The sequence below is a fragment of the Pelagibacterium sp. 26DY04 genome (assembly GCF_031202305.1).
GTDB lineage: Bacteria > Pseudomonadota > Alphaproteobacteria > Rhizobiales > Devosiaceae > Pelagibacterium.
Genome location: NZ_CP101731.1, coordinates 131,747 through 151,519 on the forward strand (window position 1 = coordinate 131,747; position 19,773 = coordinate 151,519).

The 19,773-nt window shown below is 64.6% G+C and carries 17 protein-coding genes; 13 read left to right on the forward strand and 4 right to left on the reverse strand.

The annotated features are described in order from the left end of the window. Positions 1 to 34: 34 nt before the first annotated feature. On the reverse strand, positions 35 to 1,339 hold the full coding sequence (locus tag NO932_RS00685; protein WP_309209112.1) for a M20/M25/M40 family metallo-hydrolase: 1,305 nt from the start codon (positions 1,337 to 1,339) through the stop codon (positions 35 to 37). Between the two features lie 513 nt (positions 1,340 to 1,852). On the opposite strand from NO932_RS00685, the gene NO932_RS00690 reads away from it, so the two are divergent. The 13 genes from NO932_RS00690 (at position 1,853) to NO932_RS00750 (ending at position 17,113) form a co-directional block, all read left to right on the forward strand. Continuing rightward, positions 1,853 to 2,998 carry an alpha-hydroxy acid oxidase gene (locus NO932_RS00690; RefSeq protein ID WP_309209113.1) on the forward strand — a complete coding sequence of 382 codons (1,146 nt, stop codon included), beginning with the start codon at positions 1,853 to 1,855 and terminating at the stop codon, positions 2,996 to 2,998. A 149-nt stretch (positions 2,999 to 3,147) separates the two neighbouring features. Further along, complete coding sequence (locus NO932_RS00695; RefSeq protein WP_309163316.1) at positions 3,148 to 3,984, forward strand: ABC transporter ATP-binding protein; 837 nt, start codon at positions 3,148 to 3,150, stop codon at positions 3,982 to 3,984. Further along, on the forward strand, positions 3,981 to 5,003 hold the full coding sequence (locus NO932_RS00700) for an iron ABC transporter permease (protein WP_309209114.1): 1,023 nt from the start codon (positions 3,981 to 3,983) through the stop codon (positions 5,001 to 5,003). Before NO932_RS00695 ends, NO932_RS00700 begins: the two co-directional genes overlap by 4 nt. After that, the gene (locus NO932_RS00705; RefSeq protein WP_309209115.1) at positions 5,000 to 6,070 is read left to right on the forward strand and encodes an iron ABC transporter permease; all 1,071 of its coding nucleotides are present in this window, start codon (positions 5,000 to 5,002) and stop codon (positions 6,068 to 6,070) included. The genes NO932_RS00700 and NO932_RS00705 overlap by 4 nt, the downstream gene beginning before the upstream one ends. 86 nt (positions 6,071 to 6,156) lie before the next feature. Then, on the forward strand, positions 6,157 to 7,059 hold the full coding sequence (locus NO932_RS00710; protein WP_309209116.1) for a sucrase ferredoxin: 903 nt from the start codon (positions 6,157 to 6,159) through the stop codon (positions 7,057 to 7,059). Between the two features lie 62 nt (positions 7,060 to 7,121). Further along, positions 7,122 to 8,081, forward strand: coding sequence for an ABC transporter substrate-binding protein (locus NO932_RS00715; protein WP_309209117.1), 960 nt, complete (start codon positions 7,122 to 7,124; stop codon positions 8,079 to 8,081). A gap of 16 nt (positions 8,082 to 8,097) precedes the next feature. Next, positions 8,098 to 9,066: an ABC transporter substrate-binding protein gene (locus NO932_RS00720; protein ID WP_309209118.1), complete on the forward strand. Its 969-nt coding sequence runs from the start codon at positions 8,098 to 8,100 to the stop codon at positions 9,064 to 9,066. A 171-nt stretch (positions 9,067 to 9,237) separates the two neighbouring features. Then, positions 9,238 to 9,327, forward strand: coding sequence for a K(+)-transporting ATPase subunit F (gene kdpF, locus NO932_RS00725; protein WP_309163308.1), 90 nt, complete (start codon positions 9,238 to 9,240; stop codon positions 9,325 to 9,327). 34 nt (positions 9,328 to 9,361) lie between these two features. Beyond that, positions 9,362 to 11,422 carry a potassium-transporting ATPase subunit KdpB gene (gene kdpB / locus NO932_RS00730; RefSeq protein ID WP_309209119.1) on the forward strand — a complete coding sequence of 687 codons (2,061 nt, stop codon included), beginning with the start codon at positions 9,362 to 9,364 and terminating at the stop codon, positions 11,420 to 11,422. Positions 11,423 to 11,448: 26 nt separating this feature from the next. Then, a complete protein-coding gene (gene kdpA / locus NO932_RS00735) occupies positions 11,449 to 13,125 on the forward strand; it encodes a potassium-transporting ATPase subunit KdpA (protein ID WP_309209120.1) in 1,677 nt (558 codons plus the stop codon). A 14-nt stretch (positions 13,126 to 13,139) separates the two neighbouring features. Further along, positions 13,140 to 13,691, forward strand: a complete 552-nt coding sequence (locus NO932_RS00740; RefSeq protein ID WP_309209121.1) for a potassium-transporting ATPase subunit C — start codon at positions 13,140 to 13,142, stop codon at positions 13,689 to 13,691. Positions 13,692 to 13,736: 45 nt separating this feature from the next. Continuing rightward, positions 13,737 to 16,424 carry a sensor histidine kinase KdpD gene (locus NO932_RS00745; RefSeq protein ID WP_309209122.1) on the forward strand — a complete coding sequence of 896 codons (2,688 nt, stop codon included), beginning with the start codon at positions 13,737 to 13,739 and terminating at the stop codon, positions 16,422 to 16,424. Beyond that, positions 16,421 to 17,113: a response regulator transcription factor gene (locus NO932_RS00750; protein WP_309209123.1), complete on the forward strand. Its 693-nt coding sequence runs from the start codon at positions 16,421 to 16,423 to the stop codon at positions 17,111 to 17,113. The genes NO932_RS00745 and NO932_RS00750 overlap by 4 nt, the downstream gene beginning before the upstream one ends. Here NO932_RS00750 and NO932_RS00755 read toward each other — a convergent pair. Genes NO932_RS00755 through NO932_RS00765 form a run of 3 tightly spaced genes read right to left on the reverse strand, consistent with a single transcriptional unit; the run spans position 17,089 to position 19,769 of the window. Beyond that, complete coding sequence (locus NO932_RS00755; RefSeq protein ID WP_309209124.1) at positions 17,089 to 18,033, reverse strand: beta-xylosidase; 945 nt, start codon at positions 18,031 to 18,033, stop codon at positions 17,089 to 17,091. The two genes, NO932_RS00750 and NO932_RS00755, sit on opposite strands and share 25 nt — an antisense overlap. A 3-nt stretch (positions 18,034 to 18,036) precedes the next feature. Next, a complete protein-coding gene (locus tag NO932_RS00760; RefSeq protein ID WP_309209125.1) occupies positions 18,037 to 18,669 on the reverse strand; it encodes a histidine phosphatase family protein in 633 nt (210 codons plus the stop codon). Then, a complete protein-coding gene (locus NO932_RS00765; protein ID WP_309209126.1) occupies positions 18,666 to 19,769 on the reverse strand; it encodes an inositol-3-phosphate synthase in 1,104 nt (367 codons plus the stop codon). Before NO932_RS00765 ends, NO932_RS00760 begins: the two co-directional genes overlap by 4 nt. Between the last annotated feature and the right edge of the window lie 4 nt (positions 19,770 to 19,773).

The window sequence follows — 19,773 nt, forward strand, 5'->3', positions numbered from 1 at the left end:
GCAGCGCCGCCCTCCGGTTTACCCGCGAATGCTATTATTCCGTCACATAACCGGCATTGGCAAGGATGACGGCCAATGTGGCGCGCATGGCGGGAATGGTGAGCTCGACATCGGTATCGAGCCATTCGTCCAGGGAGTGTGCCCGACCGCCAACGCCGCTGTTGGCGCCGATGGTGAGCGCGGGAATGCCCAGGCTCATGGGCATGTTGGAGTCGGTTGAAGAGGTGCCCGGTTCATCCACTTCAAAGCCGGCGGCCTCGTAGGTCGCGACCGTGTTGAGGAACAGGGAGCTGTTCCGGTCGGTCTGGCCGGCCGGACGATCACCGATCACTTCGAGATTGACGGTGATCTCCCCGTTTTCGGTGTTGCCCCGCTCGTTTTCGGCCGCAGCGGCTTCCTCGACGATGACCAGGAACTGGTCATGCAGCGCGGCCAGCTCGTCCGGATCGACCGAACGCATATCCACATCCGCCGACATCGAGAACGGAATCGAATTGACCGAGGTGCCGCCATCGATGATGCCCACGCTGTGGGTGGTCTTGGGATCTTCGGGCACCTCGATTTCCGACAGGGCGGTCATGAAGTTGGCCAGGGCGTAAGCGGGATTGACGGTGCCGAAGGCGCCGAAGCTGTGACCGCCCGGGCCTTCATAGGTGACCCGATACCGCAGCGAACCGGTGCCGCCCGCCGTCACCCGACCGGCGGTGCCCCCTTCGATCGAGAAGAAGCCCTTGATCTTGTCGGCATAGTCACCTTCGTTAAAGAGGTAACGCACCCCGCGCAGGTCGCCGGGCCCCTCTTCGCCCACGGTTCCCACGAACAGGATGTCGTCCTCGGTCTGGATGCCGACATCCTTCATCGCGCGGATATAGGCGAGGATCACGGCCGTGCTCATCTTGTCGTCGCCGACGCCCGGCGCGTGAGCTTCGGTTCCCTGCCAGTTGACGGTCACGTCCGTGCCCTCGGGGAATACGGTATCGAGGTGGGCGGAAACGACCAGGAACTGGCCATCGCTGTCGGTGCCGCGCCATTCACCGATGGCGTTGCCTTCCTCGTCCACATGGACGTTTTCCAGCCCCGCTTCCTCGAGCATTTCGGCGTAACGGGCTGAAATTTCCTCTTCCATGAAGGGGCCTGAGGGAATTTCGACCAGTTCGACGAACTCCTCGATCTGACGGTCGTAGTTGTCGCGCAGGTGCTCGACGGCAGTTTCGAAATTGTCGTCGGACAGTATCGCTTCGGCGATTGCGGTGGGATCGTCCTGGGCGACCGCCAGGCCGCCCGACATCAGAGCCGCCGTCAGCATCGCTATGGGTAGTGCCTTATTGAGAATTTGCACCCTGTACCTCCTGAATACACCTTTCGGGAAACCGGTTAATCCCGCATCCCGATCCTTTGGGCAGGGCAAGAATAACAACCGCGAAAAAATCATTTCTAATGCAATTTTCGCATAATGTGTTTTCTGCATCGGGCTCGAGAGAGCGGAAAAGCCGGCCAAAAGAACACGCCTTGCGGATGTAAAGGTGGAAAAGGACCATTGAGCGACCATGATCGCGCAATAATCGGCCTGCGTTTACGGTGGCTTGGCATCGTATTAGGGAAAAAGTACTGACAATGCCTAATCGGTGGTCACTGAAGGCCGCTGCCTACGCAGACGGCATCGATCTCGTTGCATGTGTCACGCGCAAGACCAGACTGTTGTGATACGAAAGTATTAGGCCCTGCCTCACGAGAACGACACAACGCAAGGCTCGAACCGCGCGATAGGACAGGATCGAGAGACTGGAGTTGACGTGCCCGGAGGAACGTCGCACCAAGGAACCACGTCACGCGGGGGTCGAAGGGAGGGATCATGCGGCTCAAGGATTGTCACAATTTCCGGGATTTCCGCCGCATGGCGCAACAGCGCCTGCCCGGCCCGATCTTCAACTATATCGATGGCGCCGCCGATGACGAGGTGACCTACCGGCGCAACACCGAGGCTTTCGAAGCGGTCGATCTGGTTCCCAACATCCTGCGCGGGGTGGGAGAGGTGGACATGTCGGTGACCGTGCTGGGGCAAAAGCTCGCCATGCCTGTCTACTGCTCTCCCACCGCGCTCCAGCGCCTGTTCCATCACCAGGGCGAGCGCGCCGTTGCCGCGGCGGCGCACAAATACGGCACCATGTTCGGGGTTTCCTCGCTGGGTACGGTCAGCCTCGAGGAAGCGCGCAAGATCGCGCCGGGACCGCAGGTCTATCAATTCTATTTCCACAAGGATCGCGGCCTTAATCGCGAGATGATGGCGCGGGCCAAGGCGGCGGGGGTCGACGCCATGCTGCTGACGGTGGATTCGATAACCGGGGGCAATCGCGAGCGCGACAAGCGGACCGGCTTTTCCATTCCCTTCCGGCTCAATCTCACCGGCCTCACCCAGTTCGCCATGCGCCCGGCCTGGGGGCTCAACTATCTGACCCACGAGAAATTCTCCCTCCCCCAGCTCGACAGCCATGTGGATATGGGCGGGGGCACCATGTCGATCTCGAAATATTTCACCGAGATGCTCGACCCCAATCTCACATGGGCCGATGTGGAGCAGATGGTCGGCGAATGGGGCGGCCAGTTCTGTCTCAAGGGGGTGATGTCGGTTGCCGATGCGCGCAAGGCCGCCGATATCGGCTGCACGGGGATCGTGCTGTCCAACCATGGCGGGCGGCAGCTCGACGGCTCGCGCACCGCGTTCGAGCAACTCGGCGAGGTGGTCGACGCGGTGGGAGACCGGCTGGACGTGATGATGGATGGCGGGGTGCAGCGCGGCACCCATGTGCTCAAGGCGCTGTCCTTGGGCGCCAAGGCCGTGGGCCTGGGGCGCTATTATCTCTTCCCCCTCGCTGCGGCCGGACAGGCCGGCGTCGAGCGTGCCCTTAACAACATGCGCATCGAAATCGAACGCGCCATGAAGCTGATGGGCGTGAGTTCGATCGGCGAGCTCAGCCGCGACAATCTCAAATTCCGCTGACACCAACCGTGGCGCGCCGCCACAAATATGATTGCATCGCTCAACTTCAGCGATTATGACCGGAGCCGTAAACAGGCGCCGGCAAGCTAGTGTTTCCCCCTGGTGTGGAAGCCGGCAGCCGATCTTGGGATGAGGACGACATCGCGGCCATGAGTGATCGTCTCGAAAACCGCACGGCGCGGCTGACGGCCCAGGCCATCACCTCCGGCTATGATGGCACGCCGGTGCTGTCCGACGTTTCCCTCGCCGTCGCGCCGGGGAAAATGACCGTGCTGGTGGGGCCGAACGGATCGGGCAAATCCACCCTGCTCAAGACCATGGGACGTATTCTCACCCCGACCAGCGGATCGGTGCTGCTGGACGGAAAATCCATACATACCGCCAAAAGCCGGGACGTGGCGCGCACGCTGGGGCTGCTGCCGCAGGGACCGATCGCGCCCGAGGGGCTGACGGTGCGCGAGCTTGTGGCCCAGGGACGCTTTCCCCATCAGGGACTGATGCGGCAATGGACGCGGGATGACGAAGAGATCGTGACCTCGGCCATGGCCACGGCATCGGTTAGCGAATTCGCCGACCGTCCGGTGGATTCGCTTTCGGGCGGCCAGCGCCAGCGTTGCTGGATCGCCATGGCCCTTGCCCAGCAGACGGACCTTCTGCTGCTCGACGAGCCCACGACCTTCCTTGATTTGAAGGTTCAGGTCGATCTCATGGAGCTTCTGGCCGATCTGGCGCATACCGGCGGGCGCACGCTGGTGGTGGTGCTGCATGAATTGAGCCTTGCGGCCGCCTATGCCGATCATCTGGTGATGATGAAGGAGGGCAAGATCGTCTGCGCGGGGGCGCCCGATGCGATCTTTACCGCCCAGCGGCTCAAGGACGTGTTCGATCTCGATGCCCATGTGGTGCGCGATGCCGAGACCGGGCATCTGGTCTGCGTGCCGCTGGGCGCGCATGCACGCCGCAAGGCGTCGGTCCGGGTCGCATGAGCGCGGCGGCACCCGCGATCGGCTCCCGCCGGCTGGTGGCCAATGCCTCGGGCATACCGGTATTGCTCGCCCTCACGGCGCTGCTGTTAGCCGTCCATATCGCCGTCGGCGCCAAGGCGCTGCCGCTCGCCACGGTGTTCGAGGCGCTCGCCGATCGCGACCGGACGGTCTTTGACCATATGATCATCTGGGACCTGCGCCTGCCCCGCGCGCTGATCGCGCTGACCGTGGGCGCCGCGCTTTCGGTGGCGGGAGCGCTGATGCAGGGGGTGACGCGCAATCCGCTGGCCGATCCGGGACTTTTGGGGCTGATGGCAGGCGCATCCTTTGCCGTGGTGATGGCCTCGTTCCTCTTCGGCCCGGCGGCCCTCGTCTGGCTGCCCTGGATCGCGGCGCTGGGGGCGCTGGCGACGGCCTTGATCGTCTATTGCATCGCCCACTGGGCGCCGGGCGGGGCGACGCCGCTGACCCTGACGCTTTCGGGCGCGGCCATTTCGGCGTTTCTGGGCGCCATCATCTCGATCGCCCATCTGCTCAACGAAGACAGCTTCGACAATCTGCGCGTGTGGCTTTCCGGCTCTCTGGCCGGCCGCGACATCGCCATGCTCTATGTCACAGGCCCGTGGATCGCCATTGCCCTGATTATGGCCCTGGCGCTCGGCCGCCAGGTGACGGCGCTGGCCATGGGGGACGACGTCGCCAAGGGGCTGGGGGTGCGCACCGGGCCGCTCAAGATCCAATTGCTGGTGGTCACCGTGGTGCTCACCGCCTGTTCGGTCGCCCTGGCCGGACCGATGGGGTTCGTGGGCCTCGTCATTCCGCATGTGGCACGATTGCTGGTGGGGTCCGACTATCGCTGGATCGTGCCCTATTCGGCGGTGATCGGGGCCGCCTATCTGTTGGGGGTCGACATCATCGCCCGCATCGTCATTCCGCCGCGCGAGATCTCGACCGGGATCATCACGGCGATGGTGGGCGCGCCGGTGTTCATCCAACTGGTGCGGATGCGCGCAAGATGAATACGCTCGCTCGCTCCGAACGCCATTGGGTGCTGCGCTCGCGCACCGAACGCATCGCGCTGCGCCTGCCGGCACGCGGGATCATCGCCATCGGGCTTCTTGTGGCTCTGCAACTGGCCATCCTTTCGCTCAGCCTCACCCTGGGCAGCTACGAGATCGATCTGCCGACGCTGATGGCGACCCTTTCGGGCACCACCGTGTCAGCGGCCATCGATAACGTCATCTGGCAGTTCCGCCTGCCGCGCGCCCTGGTCGCGGCGCTGGTGGGCGCGATGATGGCGCTTTCGGGTGCTGCGATGCAGAACGTCACCCGCAACGGGCTGGCCGATCCCTCGCTCATCGGCATCAGCCAGGGCGCGGCGCTGGCCGTGGTTGCGGCGATCGTGGTTTTCCCGCAGATCGAGCATGGCCTGCGCCCGGTCATCGCCTTTGGCGGCGCGCTGGGGGTTGCGGCGCTGGTGCAGGCGCTCAGCTATCAAAAGCGCGGCAACAGCACGATCCGCTTCATCCTGCTCGGCATCGGGGTCTCGGCGTTCATCTCCTCGATCACCTCGGCCATGCTCACCTATGGCGACATCGACAGGGCGATCTCGGCGCTTTCCTGGCTCGCGGGGTCGGTCAATGCGGCGACCTGGAGCGACGTTCACGTCCTCACCCTCTGGTGCCTGGCGCTCGCGCCGGTGATCCTGGCGCTGAGCCGGGTGATGTCGGTGATGCGCATGGGCGAGGGAACCGCCATCGGCCTTGGCGCGCCGGTCAAATGGGCGCGCTACGGGCTGATCGCGGTCGGGGTGGGATTTGCCGCCGCCGCGACGGCCCTTGTCGGCCCGCTCGGCTTTGTGGGGCTGATCGCCCCCCATGCGGCGCGGCGCATCGCACGCAGCGGAGTGGGGGTCCACGCGATCCTCACCGCGCTTTGCGGCGCGGTGCTGGTCTCGGTCGCCGACCTTGTCGGCCGCGCCGCCTTCGCCCCCATTCAACTGCCCGCCGGCCTCATCACCTCCATCATCGGCGTTCCGGTCTTTATCTATCTCCTGCAAAGAGCGGCCGCCAAATCGCATTTGTGAGTGAAATCATGATCCCATTCCGCCTTCCATCGCTGTTTCGGGCGGCGGCCCGTCCCTTCACCCTCTTCGAGCAAGCGGGGCAGTAAATGGCGGGGCACGTCTTTTGCCGCGATCTTTGCCTTGAGAGGGGCGAGCCGCATCAGGGCACGGGCGATGCGCCCCAGCGCGTGCTCATGCTCGCCTGGCCGCGCGGCAAATGGCGGACGCCGCGCTGGGAATCGGTCGATATGAGCCCCGCCCTCGCCACCTCTATCCACGAGGCGGCGAAAAGCGGCCTGCATGTGGCGCTCGTCGACAGGGTCGGGGAGAGCGAAAGCCTTCCCCAGCTCACCGCCCTGCCCGAATCGGTATCGGCAGATTTTTCCAGCGAGGCCGATCTGATCGCGGCGATCGATGCCTATGCGGCGGGCGAGGTGTTTGCCGGCACGTTCGACCCGCGCACCACCATTATCGTGTGCACGGATTCGCGGCGGGACGCCTGCTGCGCGCGCTATGGCTTTTCGACCTACAAGGCGCTGGCTGCGACCGCCGACAGGGAAAAGTTCAACATCGTCCAGGCCACCCATATCGGGGGCTGCCGTTTTGCCGCTTCGCTGGTCGTCATGCCGCAGCGCCAACGCTATGGCCGCATGACGGCGGGGCAGGCGCCCGCCTTCCTCGAAGCGCTGTCGCGCGGCCAGATCTTCCTGCCTGCCTATAAGGGGCGCACGGACGAACCAGAGCCGCTGCAGGTGGCCGAACTCGCCGCGCTGCAATGGGCGGCGGACAATGATGCGCCGGCATCGGTTCGACTGTCCCATGGCGGGCTGCCCGACACCCCGCAGGATGGGGACGAATTCGTTCTTTCGGCAGAATTGGGCGCAAACCGTCTCTCGATCCGCCTGCGCGCCAGGACCTTCCACGTGCAGGGCAATTGCGGCGTGGTGGCCAAGGGCGGCGGCGGCGATCAGATCCGATGGTGTCTCGACCAGATGTCGGTGGCATCGTGACCTGGCCGGCGGCCCTCACCCACCGGCTCCCCTCTCCTCAAACCAAATGTGAGGCCTTTCCGATGACGTTCAAACCCTTCCTTGCCGCGCTTGCGACGGCCCTTGTTGCCGGGCCGGCGCTTGCGCAGGACTCGCAGGTCCTGACCGACGGCACCGGCACCGAGATTACCGTGCCCGCCGACCCGCAACGCGTGGTTTCCCTGCACGACACCTCTCTTACGGTGGCGCTGCTCGAACTGGGGATCGTGCCTGTCGGCAGCCACGGCCGTACGCCCGAGAACGCCCAGCCCAACATCCGTTCGGGCAAGCTGATCACCGGCTATGATTTCGACAATTCGGCCATCGAATTCGTCGGGAACCTCCCCGCCGACGTGGAGGCCGTGGCAGCACTCGAACCCGACCTGATCCTGACGACCGACTGGCAGACGGCCGATGTGGGGCAATTGCGTTCCATTGCCCCCACCTATGTCTTCCCCATTTCGACCATGGACGATTTCGAGGTCTATCGGACGGTCGCCGAGGTCACCGGGACCACCGACGAACTTGAAAAGCTCGAAGCCCGCTACGGGGCCCAGCTCGATATGATCGATGCGCTGGTCACCCCCCAGGACATCACCGTCAGCGTGATCCAGGCCAATGCCGGCGAGTTGCATGTGTGGAACACCTATGGCTCGCTGGGCAAGGTTCTGCGCGATGCGGGCTTTGCCTTCCCCGCCGCCATCGATGCCATCGAAGGCAATGAGCGGCAGATCTTTTCGGGCGAATCCTATCCCGATTTCGATGCCGACTTCATCTTCGTCACCTATGCCGTCGAGCGGGGCGAAACCCCGGCGATGGCCCGCGCCGCGCTCGACGAGGTCCTGCCCGGCTGGTGCGAGGTGATGCATGCCTGCCGCAACGGACAGATCGTCTATGTCCCGCGCGAAATCGCCTCCTCGGCGACCTATGATTCACTGACGGCGCTGACCCAGATCGTCGCTTCCCACGTGGCCGGCCGCGACTATGTCGCGCTCGGGCAGTAATTTCGGAGGGATAATCGTGAGATCCTTGAAAACACTTCTGGCCGCCGGCGTGCTCGCCGCGTGCGCAATGGCAGCTCCTGGATTTGCGCAGGAGACCCGTGAATTTGTCGACGATGCCGGCCGCACCGTCGAGATACCCGCCGACCCCCAGCGCATCGCCTCCCTGCACGATCTCTCGCTCACCGTTCCGCTGATCGAGCTCGGCGTCCATCCCGTCGCCAGCCACGGCCGCACGACCGAAGCTGGGGAAGGTTTCATCCGCTCGTCCAAGGTTCTGACCGGGGTTGATTTCGACAATTCCGACATCGCGTTCCTTGGCAACCTGCCGGTCGACATCGAAGCGGTCGCGGCCAGCGAACCTGACCTCATCATCACCACGCCCTGGCAGACCGCACCGGTCGAACAGCTCGAAGCCATCGCCCCCACCATCGTTCTCGACGATGCGGTGCGGGGAGATTTCGGCATGTACGAGGCGCTTGCCGAGATTACGGGAACGACCGATACCCTCGCCATACTCGAGGGGCGCTACGACAGCCAGATCGAACAGATCCGGCGCCTGATCGATACCCAATCCATTTCGGTCAACGTGATCCAAGGCGTCGACGGGGAGGTGCTTTCCTGGCACACCTATGGCGGCCTGGGACGCGTGCTGCGGGATGCCGGTTTTGTCTTCCCCGAGCGCGTCGAGGCGATCCCCGAAGGGGAGTTCGAGCGCATGAGCGCCGAGGCGCTGCCCGAATTGGACGCCGACTTCCTGTTCGTCACCTACCGCACCGATACGCTGGAGACGCCCCAGGATGCGCTGGGCCACCTCGAACAGGTCATGCCCAATTTCTGCGAATTCCTGCACGCCTGCCGGGAAAACCAGATGATCGTCATGCCGCGCGAGGAGGCTTCGGCCTCGTCCTACTACGCGCTGGGCGTGATGGCCTATACGGTCATTTCCCAGATCAGCGGCCGCCGGTTCGAGCCGATGCCCGAATAGGCTGACCGCCGGGGCGGGCCAATTCGCCTGCCCCGGCCCCTTTATGAAATTCCTATTTCTTTGCCGTCCCGCCTCTCTCGAACCTTTATGGCCGAGGGAGCCATATCTCTCGCCGAACCAAGGACCTTGCCGCGCCGCGGCACTCCTGAGACCAACAGGCGAGATTCCAGCATGCTCATCGATTACTGGCTCGGCGCCATCGTGACCCTGGGGGTCGCGGGGTACCTCGTTTACGTGCTGCTTCGGCCCGAGCGGTTCTAGCCCTCGTTTTTCATCGAAAATTTCGGAGGCTCAAATGAGCCAAGCCAAAGCGGCGAGCATCTTTGATGCCCGTATCCTTGTCCCTGCCCTGGGGGATGCAATCAGAAAACTCGATCCGCGAACCCTGGCGCGCAATCCGGTGATGTTCGTGGTCGCTGTGGTTTCGCTGCTGACCACCGTGCTGTTCCTCAAGGACATTCTCGGAGGTGGCGGCGATCCGGGCTTTTCGGCCCAGATCATCGTCTGGCTGTGGTTCACGGTCCTTTTCGCCAATTTTGCCGAGGCTGTGGCCGAGGGGCGCGGCAAGGCACAGGCCGACTCACTGCGCCAGACGCGCAGCGAGACCGAAGCCAAGCTTCTTAGCGCTCCCGACGCCGCGGACTACACCCGTATCCCGGGCGCCAGTCTCAAGCAGGGCGACATCGTGCTGGTCGAAGCGGGTGACATCATCCCTTCGGACGGCGAGGTGATCGAGGGCATCGCCTCGGTCAACGAGGCGGCGATCACCGGCGAATCCGCGCCCGTGCTCAGGGAATCGGGCGGCGACCGGTCGGCGGTGACCGGCGGCACGCAGGTTCTGTCGGACTGGATCAAGGTGCGCATTACCGCCGCCGCCGGCTCGACCTTCATCGACAGGATGATTTCGCTCGTCGAAGGCGCCGAGCGGCAGAAGACGCCCAATGAAATCGCCCTCAACGTGCTGCTGGCCGGCCTGACGCTGATCTTCGTGCTCGCGACCGCCACGATCCCGGCCTTTGCCGCCTATGCGGGCGGATCGATTCCGGTGATCGTGCTGGTGGCGCTGTTCGTGACGCTCATCCCCACCACCATCGGCGCGCTGGTGTCGGCCATCGGCATTGCGGGCATGGACCGGCTCGTGCGCTTCAACGTGCTCGCCATGTCGGGCCGGGCGGTGGAGGCGGCGGGAGACGTCGATACGCTGCTCCTGGACAAGACCGGCACCATCACCCTGGGCAATCGCCAGGCCACCGAGTTCCGTCCGGTGGCCGGGGTGACCGAGGCGGATCTGGCCGATGCGGCACAGCTTTCCTCCCTGGCCGATGAAACCCCCGAAGGACGCTCGGTCGTGGTCCTTGCCAAGGAGCGCTACGGCATAAGAGGCCGCGACATGGCCAGCCTTCACGCCAGCTTCGTGCCCTTCACCGCCCAGACGCGGATGAGCGGGATCGACTTCGAAGGCGCCTCGATCCGCAAGGGAGCCGTCGATGCGATCGTGAGATATCTCGATAGCCTCGGACAGTCGCATGCCCAGACAGCGGCGATCCGCGAGGTTCAGGCCATAGCTGGCGAGATCGCCAAGGCCGGGGGCACCCCGCTCGCCGTGATCCGCAACGGCAAGCCACTGGGCGTCATCGCGCTCAAGGATATCGTCAAGGGGGGCATCCGCGAACGCTTCGCGGAATTGCGGCGCATGGGCATCCGCACGGTGATGATCACCGGCGACAACCCAATGACCGCCGCCGCGATCGCCGCCGAAGCCGGGGTCGACGATTTCCTTGCCGAGGCCACTCCTGAAAACAAGCTCACCCTGATCCGCGAGGAACAGGCCAAGGGCAAGCTCGTCGCCATGTGCGGGGACGGCACCAATGACGCGCCGGCACTGGCCCAGGCCGATGTCGGCGTGGCGATGAACACCGGCACCGTGGCGGCCCGCGAGGCGGGCAACATGATCGATCTCGATTCCGACCCCACAAAGCTCATCGAGATCGTGGAAATCGGCAAGCAATTGCTGATGACGCGCGGGGCGCTCACCACCTTCTCGATCTCCAACGACGTGGCCAAATATTTCGCGGTTCTGCCGGCGATGTTCGTGGGGCTCTATCCGCAACTGGATGCGCTCAACATCATGGGCCTTTCCTCCCCGCAAAGCGCCATCCTTTCGGCCATCATCTTCAACGCGCTGATCATCGTGGCGCTGATCCCGCTCTCGCTTCGCGGGGTCGCCTACCGGGCCGTGGGGGCCGGAGCCCTGCTGCGGCGCAATCTGCTCATCTTCGGGCTGGGCGGTCTCGTCGTGCCGTTCGCCGGCATAAAGCTCATCGACATGCTCGTTTCCGTCCTCGGCCTCGCCTGAGCGGAACAAGCCGGAGTTTTCCAACCATGTCTTTCCATTCTCTCCTGTTTGCCGTCCTCATCATCGGTGGAACGGCCCTGCTGTCCTTCCCGCTCGGGCGCTACATGGCCTGGGCCATGGACCCTGCCGATGGGGGGCGGTCCGGCCAAATCACGCGCCTCTTCCAGGGGCTGGGCGGCCAAGCGGCCGAACGCTCGCAGGACTGGAAGCGCTATGCGCTTTCGCTGCTGGCGTTCAACGCGGTGATGTTTTTGGTGACCTTCGCCATCCTCGCCTTCCAGCAGGCCCTGCCGCTCAATCCCGACGGCAAGGGCGGGCTCGAAGCGAGCCTCATCTTCAACACGGCGGCCTCGTTCACCACCAACACCAATCTCCAGCACTATTCGGGCGAAGTGTCGCTGAGCTATCTCAGCCAGCTTGCGGGCCTGATGTGGCTGCAATTCGTCTCGGCCGCCACGGGCATAGCGGCGCTTGCCGCGCTGGCGCGCGGGCTGGCCGGAAGGGGGCTGGGCAATTTCTTCGTCGACCTGCAGCGGGCCGCCTTCCTGGTCCTGTTTCCCGCCGCCTTCGTGCTGGCGGTCCTTCTCGCCCTGGGCGGAGTGCCCATGACGTTCGAGGGCGCCGTTACCGCGACCACGCTCGAAGGCGTGCAGCAGACCATCGCGCGCGGCCCGGTCGCCGCTTTCGTCGCCATCAAGCAGCTCGGCTCCAATGGCGGTGGCTGGTTCGGACCCAACAGCACGCATCCGCTGGAAAACCCCACCTTCTGGACCAATGGGTTGCAGATGATCGCGATCATCCTCATCCCCATGGCCTGCGTATGGATGTTCGGGCGGATCATCGGCCGCTTGCGCCATGCGGCGCTGCTGTTTTCGGTGATGATGGGGTTTATGGTGGTGCTGGCCGCCGGCGCGCTGGTGTTCGAAGCCGCGCCCACCCAGGCCTTTGCCGGCCTGCCGGTCGATGCATCGGTCGGCAATCTCGAAGGCAAGGAGATGCGTTTCGGGCCGGCGGGCGGTCCGCTCTGGTCGGTGCTCACCACCTCGACCTCGAACGGTTCGGTGGGGGCGATGCACGATAGCCTCAACCCGCTTTCGGGGCTCATCCCCATGATCGGCATGTGGCTCAACGAGACCTATGGCGGGGTCGGCGTGGGCATGATCAACATGTTCCTCTATATCGTTCTGGGCGTCTTCATCGCCGGCATGATGATCGGGCGCACGCCCGAATATCTGGGCTGGCGGATCGAGGCGCGGGAGGTCAAGCTCGCGCTTTTCGCCCTCGTCTCGCAAAGCGCGCTGATCCTTATCGGCACGGCGGTCTTTGCGACGACGCCCTGGGGGATTGGGAGCCTCAACAATACCGGCCCGCACGGGTTCAGCGAGATTCTTTACGAGTTCACCTCGGCGGCCGCCAATAACGGTTCGGGTTTCGAGGGGCTCGCGGACAATACCGTGCCCTGGAACGTCGCGACGGCAATCGTGATGCTTTTCGCCCGCTTCATTCCCATCATCCTGCCGCTGGCCATCGTGGGCTCGCTCGCCGCCAAGCGCCGCAGCACCGAATCGAGCGGCACGCTGAGCGTGGAGGGCGGAACCTTCGCCACCCTGCTTGGGGCCGTGGTGGTGGTTTTGGGCGCCCTCACCTTCCTTCCGGCGGCGACCCTGGGGCCGATCGCCGAACATCTGATCTTCATCGATTGAGTGGGAGAACGACAATGCACGCCTTTTTGGCAAGTCTGCGCGTCGCGGCCGCAACCATGGTGGTCTGCGTCGGCGTCTATACGAGCGCGGTCTGGGCGCTGGCCCAGGGGGTGGCGCCGGACGCCGCCAACGGTTCGCTGATCGTTGCCGAGGACGGCACGGTGATCGGCAGCCGGCAGGTGGCGCAGGGCTTCACCGAGCCGGGCTATTTCTGGCCGCGCCCATCGGCGGTCGACTACAACGGCGCGGGCGCCGGCGGCAGCAACAAATCGCCGGCCAGCGCGGACCTCGCCGACCGCGCGGCGCAAACGGTGACCGAGCATGGCGCGGCCACCGACCGGCCGTTGCCGGCCGATCTCGCCGCTGCGTCCGGTTCGGGGCTCGACCCCCATATCTCGGAAGCGGGCGCGCGCTATCAGGTGGCCCGTATCGCCGCGGCGCGCGATATCGATCCGGCAGGGATCGAACGGTTGATCGATATCGCGGCCTTTGCAGCGGGCGGTATCTTGAGCCAAGATCGCATCGTCAACGTGTTAGAGCTCAACCTGGCGCTCGACGCGCTTTGACCTGCGCGGCGGTCCGGACGGCCGCCGTGACCCCATGGAGCGGCAATGACGCCAGAGGATTTGAACGCCGATTCCCGGCCCTCCCCCGAGGCGCTGCTCGATCAGGCGCAGCGTGAAACGCGCGGGCGGCTGAAGATCTTCCTCGGCGCGGCGCCGGGGGTGGGCAAGACCTACGAGATGCTGATCTCGGGCCGGGCGCGCAAGGATGAGGGCATCGACGTGGTGATCGGCGTCGTCGAGAGTCACGGACGCGAAGAGACCCAGGCCCTGATCGAGGGGCTGGAGACCATTCCGCGGCGCCGGATCGACTATCGCGGACAGCAGCTCGAGGAGATGGACCTCGACGCGGTGCTCGCCCGGCGTCCCCAGCTCGTGCTCGTTGACGAGCTCGCGCACACCAACGCGCCGGGAAGCCGACATCCCAAGCGTCACCTCGACGTTCTCGACATCCTCGAACAGGGGATCGACGTCTATACCACGCTCAACGTCCAGCACATCGAAAGCCTCAACGACGTGGTGGCCCAGATCACCGGCGTGCGGGTGCGTGAAACGGTGCCGGACATGGTCATCGACAGGGCCGACGACGTCGAGATCATCGACATCACCCCCGAAGACCTCATCAAGCGATTACACGAGGGCAAGGTCTACCTGCCCGAGACGGCGCGGCGGGCGATTGGCAGTTATTTTTCGCCCGGTAACCTGACGGCGCTGCGCGAACTGGCGCTGAGGCGCACCGCGCAGCGGGTGGATCAGCAATTGGTCAGCCATATGCAGGCCAACGCCATAAGCGGCCCCTGGGCGGCGGGCGAGCGGGTTCTGGTGTGCATCGACCAGAACGCATCGGCGGCCGCGCTGATCCGCTATGGCAAACGGCAGGCCGACCGGCTGCGCGCGCCCTGGTCCGTTCTCCACGTCGAAACCGCCGATTCCCTGCATCTGCCGGAAAAGGACAAGGATCGCATAGCGGCCAATCTGCGGCTGGCCCAGCAGCTCGGCGGCGTGCCCATGACCCTGCCGGGGCGGGACATCGCCCGCGAAATCCTGCGCCAGGCCTACCAGACCAACGTCACCCATATCGTTGTCGGCCGCTCGACACGACCTCGGTGGCGCGAGCTCATGGGGGGCTCGGTGCCCTCCGATCTTATCCGCCATGCGGGCGATATCAGCGTCCATGTGGTCTCGGGGCGCGAGCCGGCCGGCAGCAATGGCCGGCTGGTCGCGCCGGCCGAACCGTCCCGCTTCCGTATTCAGCCTTATCTCTTGAGCATCGTTTATGTCGGATTGGCCTCGGGCTTTGGCATGCTGCTCTCGCGCGCCCTCGACGTGCGCAATATCGCGCTCGCCTTCTTGATGGCGGTTCTGGCGTCGGCGGCAACCTCCGGGCTGGGGCCGGCGCTGTTTGCTTCGGTGGCCGGAGCGCTGGCCTTCAACTTCCTGTTCCTCGACCCGCGCCATACCTTCACGATCAGCGATGCCGAGGGGGTGGTCGCGCTGGCGTTTTTCTTCGGCGCCGCCGTCATCACCTCCAACCTCACCGCACGCGTCCACCGCCAGGCCGCCGCGGCGCGCCAGCGGGCGCGCACCACCGAAGACCTTTATATCTTCGCCCGCAAGCTCGCTGCCGCCGGAACGCTCGATGACGTGCTCTGGGCCACCGCGCATCAGATGGCGGCGATGCTCAAGCTTCGCGTGGTGATCCTTTTGCCCGAGGGCCGCACCGTTTCGGTGCGCGCCGGCTATCCGCCCGACGATACGCTGGTCGAGGCCGATATCGCCGCCGCCCATTGGGCCTGGGAGCACAACCGCCCGGCCGGGCGAGGCGCCGATACGCTTCCGGGCGCCAAACGGCTCTATCTCCCCTTGCGGACCGGGCGGGCGGCCATCGGCGTGGTGGGACTGGACAGCGACAAGGATGGCCCGCTCCTCACCCCCGAGCAGCAGCGGCTCTTCGATGCGCTCGCCGATCAGGCCGCACTGGCCATCGAGCGCATCCAACTCGTCGCCGATGTCGATAGCGCCAGGCTCGCCGCCGAGGCCGACAAATTGCGCTCGGCCCTGCTCACCTCGATCTCCCACGATCTCAAGACGCCGCTTTCGGCCATATTGGGCGCCGCCGAGACGCTGCGCGATTATGGGCCGGCCGTTTCTGGCGCCGACCGGGAGGAGCTGTTGGCTACCGTGGTTGAGGAATCCGAAAGGCTCAACCGCTTCATCGCCAATCTCCTCGACATGACGCGCATCGAATCGGGGGCGGCCGAGCCTGCCATGTCCGCTCACTATCTCGACGAGATCGTCGATGCCGCCTTGCGCCGGGCAGCAAAAATCCTGGCGCGGCACAAGGTGCAAGCCGATATTCCGGCGAACATGGCTGCCTTAACGCTCGATCCGGTGCTGTTCGAGCAGGTGCTGTTCAACCTTTTCGACAATGCGGCCAAATACGCCCCAGTCGGCAGCACCATTACCATAGGCGCGGCGACCGAGGGCGCCTGGGCGGTCATCACCATTCGCGACGAAGGCCCCGGCATCCCGGAAGGCGATCTCGACCGCATTTTCGACAGCTTCTATCGCGTGCGGAAATCGGACAGCGTACAAGCGGGAACGGGGCTCGGTCTTTCCATCTGCAAGGGGTTCGTCGAAGCCATGGGCGGTACGATCAACGCGGCCAACAGGACCGACCGATCCGGCGCGATCTTTACCATCCGGCTGCCCATCGCCCGGGAGACGGAGCAATGACGGGCTCGGCCGGCAAGGTTCTCGTCATCGACGACGAGCCGCCCATCCGCAAACTGCTCAGGGTCGGCCTGGGCGCGGAGGGCTATTCGGTCATCGAGGCGCCCAACGGCCGTGACGGCATGGAAAAGCTCGCTTCCGAGGCACCCGATATCGTCATCCTCGATCTCGGTCTGCCCGATATCTCCGGGCTCGATCTTCTCGCGCGCTGGCGTGCGGCTTCGATCACCCAACCCATCCTGATCCTCTCGAGCCGCACCGACGAGGGGGGAATCGTCGAGGCGCTCGATCTGGGCGCCGACGATTACGTGACAAAGCCCTTCGGCATCAAGGAACTCGTGGCGCGCATGCGCGTCGCCCTGCGGCACAAATTGCAGCAGCAGGGCGAGCACCCGATCTACAAGGCGGGCGATCTCACGATCGATCTGGTCAAGAGGCTGGTAAGGATGGGCGAGGAGGACGTCCGGCTTTCGCCCAAGGAATACGATATCCTGCGCATCCTGGTGCAGCATGCCGGCAAGGTCATCACCCACCGCCATTTGCTGAACGAAATCTGGGACGGCACCACCGACGTGCAATATCTGCGCGTCTATGTCCGGCAGTTGCGCCAGAAACTCGAGCCCTCGCCCGACGCCCCGCAATACATCACGACCGAACCCGGCGTGGGCTACCGCATGCGCGAGCCCGACTGACCGGACATGACCAGCGTCTCGTTCAGGCTCTGCCGCGGCGCGTAGCGCTCGATCATCTGTTTGCAGAATTCGGCGAATTCCTCTGGCACCTGCGGGGCGCTCGTGTGGTGGGGTTCGATGCCGCGGTGTTCGGGCGTAAAACAGAAGGTGACGGTCACGTCGAAATCCTCGAGCGCCTGCATCTGCCTGTCGAACCAATCGAGCGCATTGGGCCGGAAGCTGTCGGCCCAGGATAGGCCGGTGCGCAGATAGGTGACGCCCAGGCGCTTCATCCAGGCCACCGCATCGTCGAGCCGGTGATCCTCGAAATGGAACCACTGGACCAGCCCCATCTCGGGAGTATGCTTGGCGAATTCCTCCAGCGCCGGCTTGGGGCTGCCATCCTCGCGCAGCAGGCCCATGTAGAAATGCCGGTAATAGGACGAGCCTTCAGCTTCCCGGTGACGGGTGGTTGCGCCCCAGGCGCTGGGAAGATCATAAAGGCTGTACCACTGGATGCGCCTGGACCTGCCCTTGATGAGTTCGGCGGTGCGCTTCAACCCCCAAAGCTGCACCTCCTCGGCCCCGAAGGTGGAAACCCCCACTTCGCTCACCCAGATCGGCAGGTCGGTGACGGCCCGGATCTCGTCGATCTTGGCCGGCCATTCATCGATCTGCCAGAGATTCCAATCGAGGGGAAATCCATGCACCGCGACCGCATCGACGCGGTCGAGAACGCCATAACCCTTCATCTTGTTGAGAAAGCCCGGGTCGATGGGCGACATCCCGCCGAGCACCTTCGTCACATCCGGGTTGGCCGCGGCGATGGCATCGGCGGCCAGATTGGCCATATGGCCGAATTTTTCCCATTCGGGATCGATTTCGGGGTCCCAGTGGGACTTGTTGTTGGGCTCGTTCCAGATCATTGCCGCTTCGATCATGCGCTAGCTCCCTTGGCCGGGTTTCTCGGTTTGGGTTTGGGAAACGGTTTCATTGAGCGTCAGCAGCTTTGCCCCCCAGTCGCCGACAACGATGGTGGTGAGGGACGCCGGGTCGATGTCAAAGCGCGGCCAGGCATCGATCGGCAGGCCAAGCACATGGGTGACCACCGCCTTGATGACGTCGCCATGGCTGATGAGTACGACAGCGCCGCCGGTGTGCCGAGCGTCAAGCTCCTCGATAAGACCGAGCACCCGCCGCTGCACGTCGAGCATGGTTTCTCCCCCCGGCGCGCGCGTGAGGCTGCGGGCCGTATTCCATTTCCGCCAGAGCGGATCGGCATCAAGGGTCTCCAAAGCCTTGCCCGACCAGGTGCCGAAATCGACTTCGTCGAGCGCATCGGTGGTTTGCACCGCCATGCCGCCGCAAGCCTCGGCCACCGCGTCGGCGGTTTGCCGGGTACGCTCGCGCGGGCTGGCGAGGATTGCGTCGAACCGTTCTCGTGCCATGCGCTGCCCCAGACGCTTCGCCTGGGCGCGGCCGGCTTCGCCCAGATGCACGCCCGCCGAGCGCCCGGCCAGAACGCTGCCGACAGTGTCATGGGCCGCATGGCGGAGCAGAAAGAAAGTGGTGGTCACTCGGCGGCCCCGGCCAACCGTTCCTCGTCGCCAGCGATAAAGCTTTCGGTCCGCCGGCGCGCTTCGGCGTCGGTGAATTGCTGGGGCGGCGATTTCATGAAATAGCTCGACGGGCCGACCAGCGCTCCGCCAATGCCGCGATCGAGCGCCAGCTTGGCGCAGCGGATGGCATCGATGACCACGCCGGCCGAATTGGGCGAGTCCCAGACCTCGAGCTTGACCTCGGCATTGAGCGGCACCCCGCCGAAGGTCGTGCCCTCGAGGCGGATATAGGCCCATTTGCGGTCATTGAGCCAGGGCACGTGATCGCTGGGCCCCACATGCACGTCATTGGCGGGGAGCGGCACGTCGAGCTGGCTGGTGACGGCCTGGGTCTTGGAGATTTTCTTGGAGACCAGCCGCTCGCGCTCGAGCATGTTGAGGAAATCGGTGTTGCCGCCGAAATTGAGCTGATAGGTGCGGTCGAGCCGCACGCCGCGCTCGACGAAAAGATTGGCGAGCATGCGGTGAACGATGGTCGCCCCGACCTGGCTCTTGATGTCGTCGCCGATGATCGGCAGCCCCTTGGCCGCGAATTTGCGCTCCCATTCGTCGCGCGAGGCGATGAACACCGGAATGCAATTGATGAAGGCGCAGCCCGCTTCGAGCGCTTGCTCGGCATACCATTTGGTCGCCTCTTCCGAGCCGACGGGAAGGTAGGAGATCAGGACATCGGTCTGCGTGCGCCGGAGGATTTCGGCGACATCGGCAACCGGCGCGTCCGATTCCTCGACCGTATCGGTGAGGTATTTGCCGATGCCGTCCAGCGTGGGGCCGCGCTCGACGGTAATCCCCGTGGGTTCGACATCTGCGAAGCGTTCGGTGTTGTTGGGTGCCGCATATATCGCCTCGGCGACATCGCGCCCGACCTTGCCGGCGCCAACGTCGAAAGCCGTGGAAAGCTCGATGTCCCCGATATCGTAGCCGCCGAGATTAACATGCATTAATCCGGGCACGGGCTCATTGCCCGAGGCATCGCGATAGTAGGTGAGCCCCTGGACGAGCGAAGAGGCGCAATTGCCCACCCCCACGATGCCGATCCGGATTTTCCGTTTCCCCATTTGT

Coding starts and splice junctions, on each gene's coding strand:
- NO932_RS00690 (WP_309209113.1), top strand. CDS start 1,853: ATGCGGCTCAAGGATTGTCACAATTTCCGGGATTTCCGCCGCATGGCG.
- NO932_RS00695 (WP_309163316.1), top strand. CDS start 3,148: ATGAGTGATCGTCTCGAAAACCGCACGGCGCGGCTGACGGCCCAGGCC.
- NO932_RS00700 (WP_309209114.1), top strand. CDS start 3,981: ATGAGCGCGGCGGCACCCGCGATCGGCTCCCGCCGGCTGGTGGCCAAT.
- NO932_RS00705 (WP_309209115.1), top strand. CDS start 5,000: ATGAATACGCTCGCTCGCTCCGAACGCCATTGGGTGCTGCGCTCGCGC.
- NO932_RS00710 (WP_309209116.1), top strand. CDS start 6,157: ATGGCGGGGCACGTCTTTTGCCGCGATCTTTGCCTTGAGAGGGGCGAG.
- NO932_RS00715 (WP_309209117.1), top strand. CDS start 7,122: ATGACGTTCAAACCCTTCCTTGCCGCGCTTGCGACGGCCCTTGTTGCC.
- kdpF (WP_309163308.1), top strand. CDS start 9,238: ATGCTCATCGATTACTGGCTCGGCGCCATCGTGACCCTGGGGGTCGCG.
- kdpB (WP_309209119.1), top strand. CDS start 9,362: ATGAGCCAAGCCAAAGCGGCGAGCATCTTTGATGCCCGTATCCTTGTC.
- kdpA (WP_309209120.1), top strand. CDS start 11,449: ATGTCTTTCCATTCTCTCCTGTTTGCCGTCCTCATCATCGGTGGAACG.
- NO932_RS00740 (WP_309209121.1), top strand. CDS start 13,140: ATGCACGCCTTTTTGGCAAGTCTGCGCGTCGCGGCCGCAACCATGGTG.
- NO932_RS00745 (WP_309209122.1), top strand. CDS start 13,737: ATGACGCCAGAGGATTTGAACGCCGATTCCCGGCCCTCCCCCGAGGCG.
- NO932_RS00750 (WP_309209123.1), top strand. CDS start 16,421: ATGACGGGCTCGGCCGGCAAGGTTCTCGTCATCGACGACGAGCCGCCC.
- NO932_RS00755 (WP_309209124.1), bottom strand. CDS start 18,033: ATGATCGAAGCGGCAATGATCTGGAACGAGCCCAACAACAAGTCCCAC.
- NO932_RS00765 (WP_309209126.1), bottom strand. CDS start 19,769: ATGGGGAAACGGAAAATCCGGATCGGCATCGTGGGGGTGGGCAATTGC.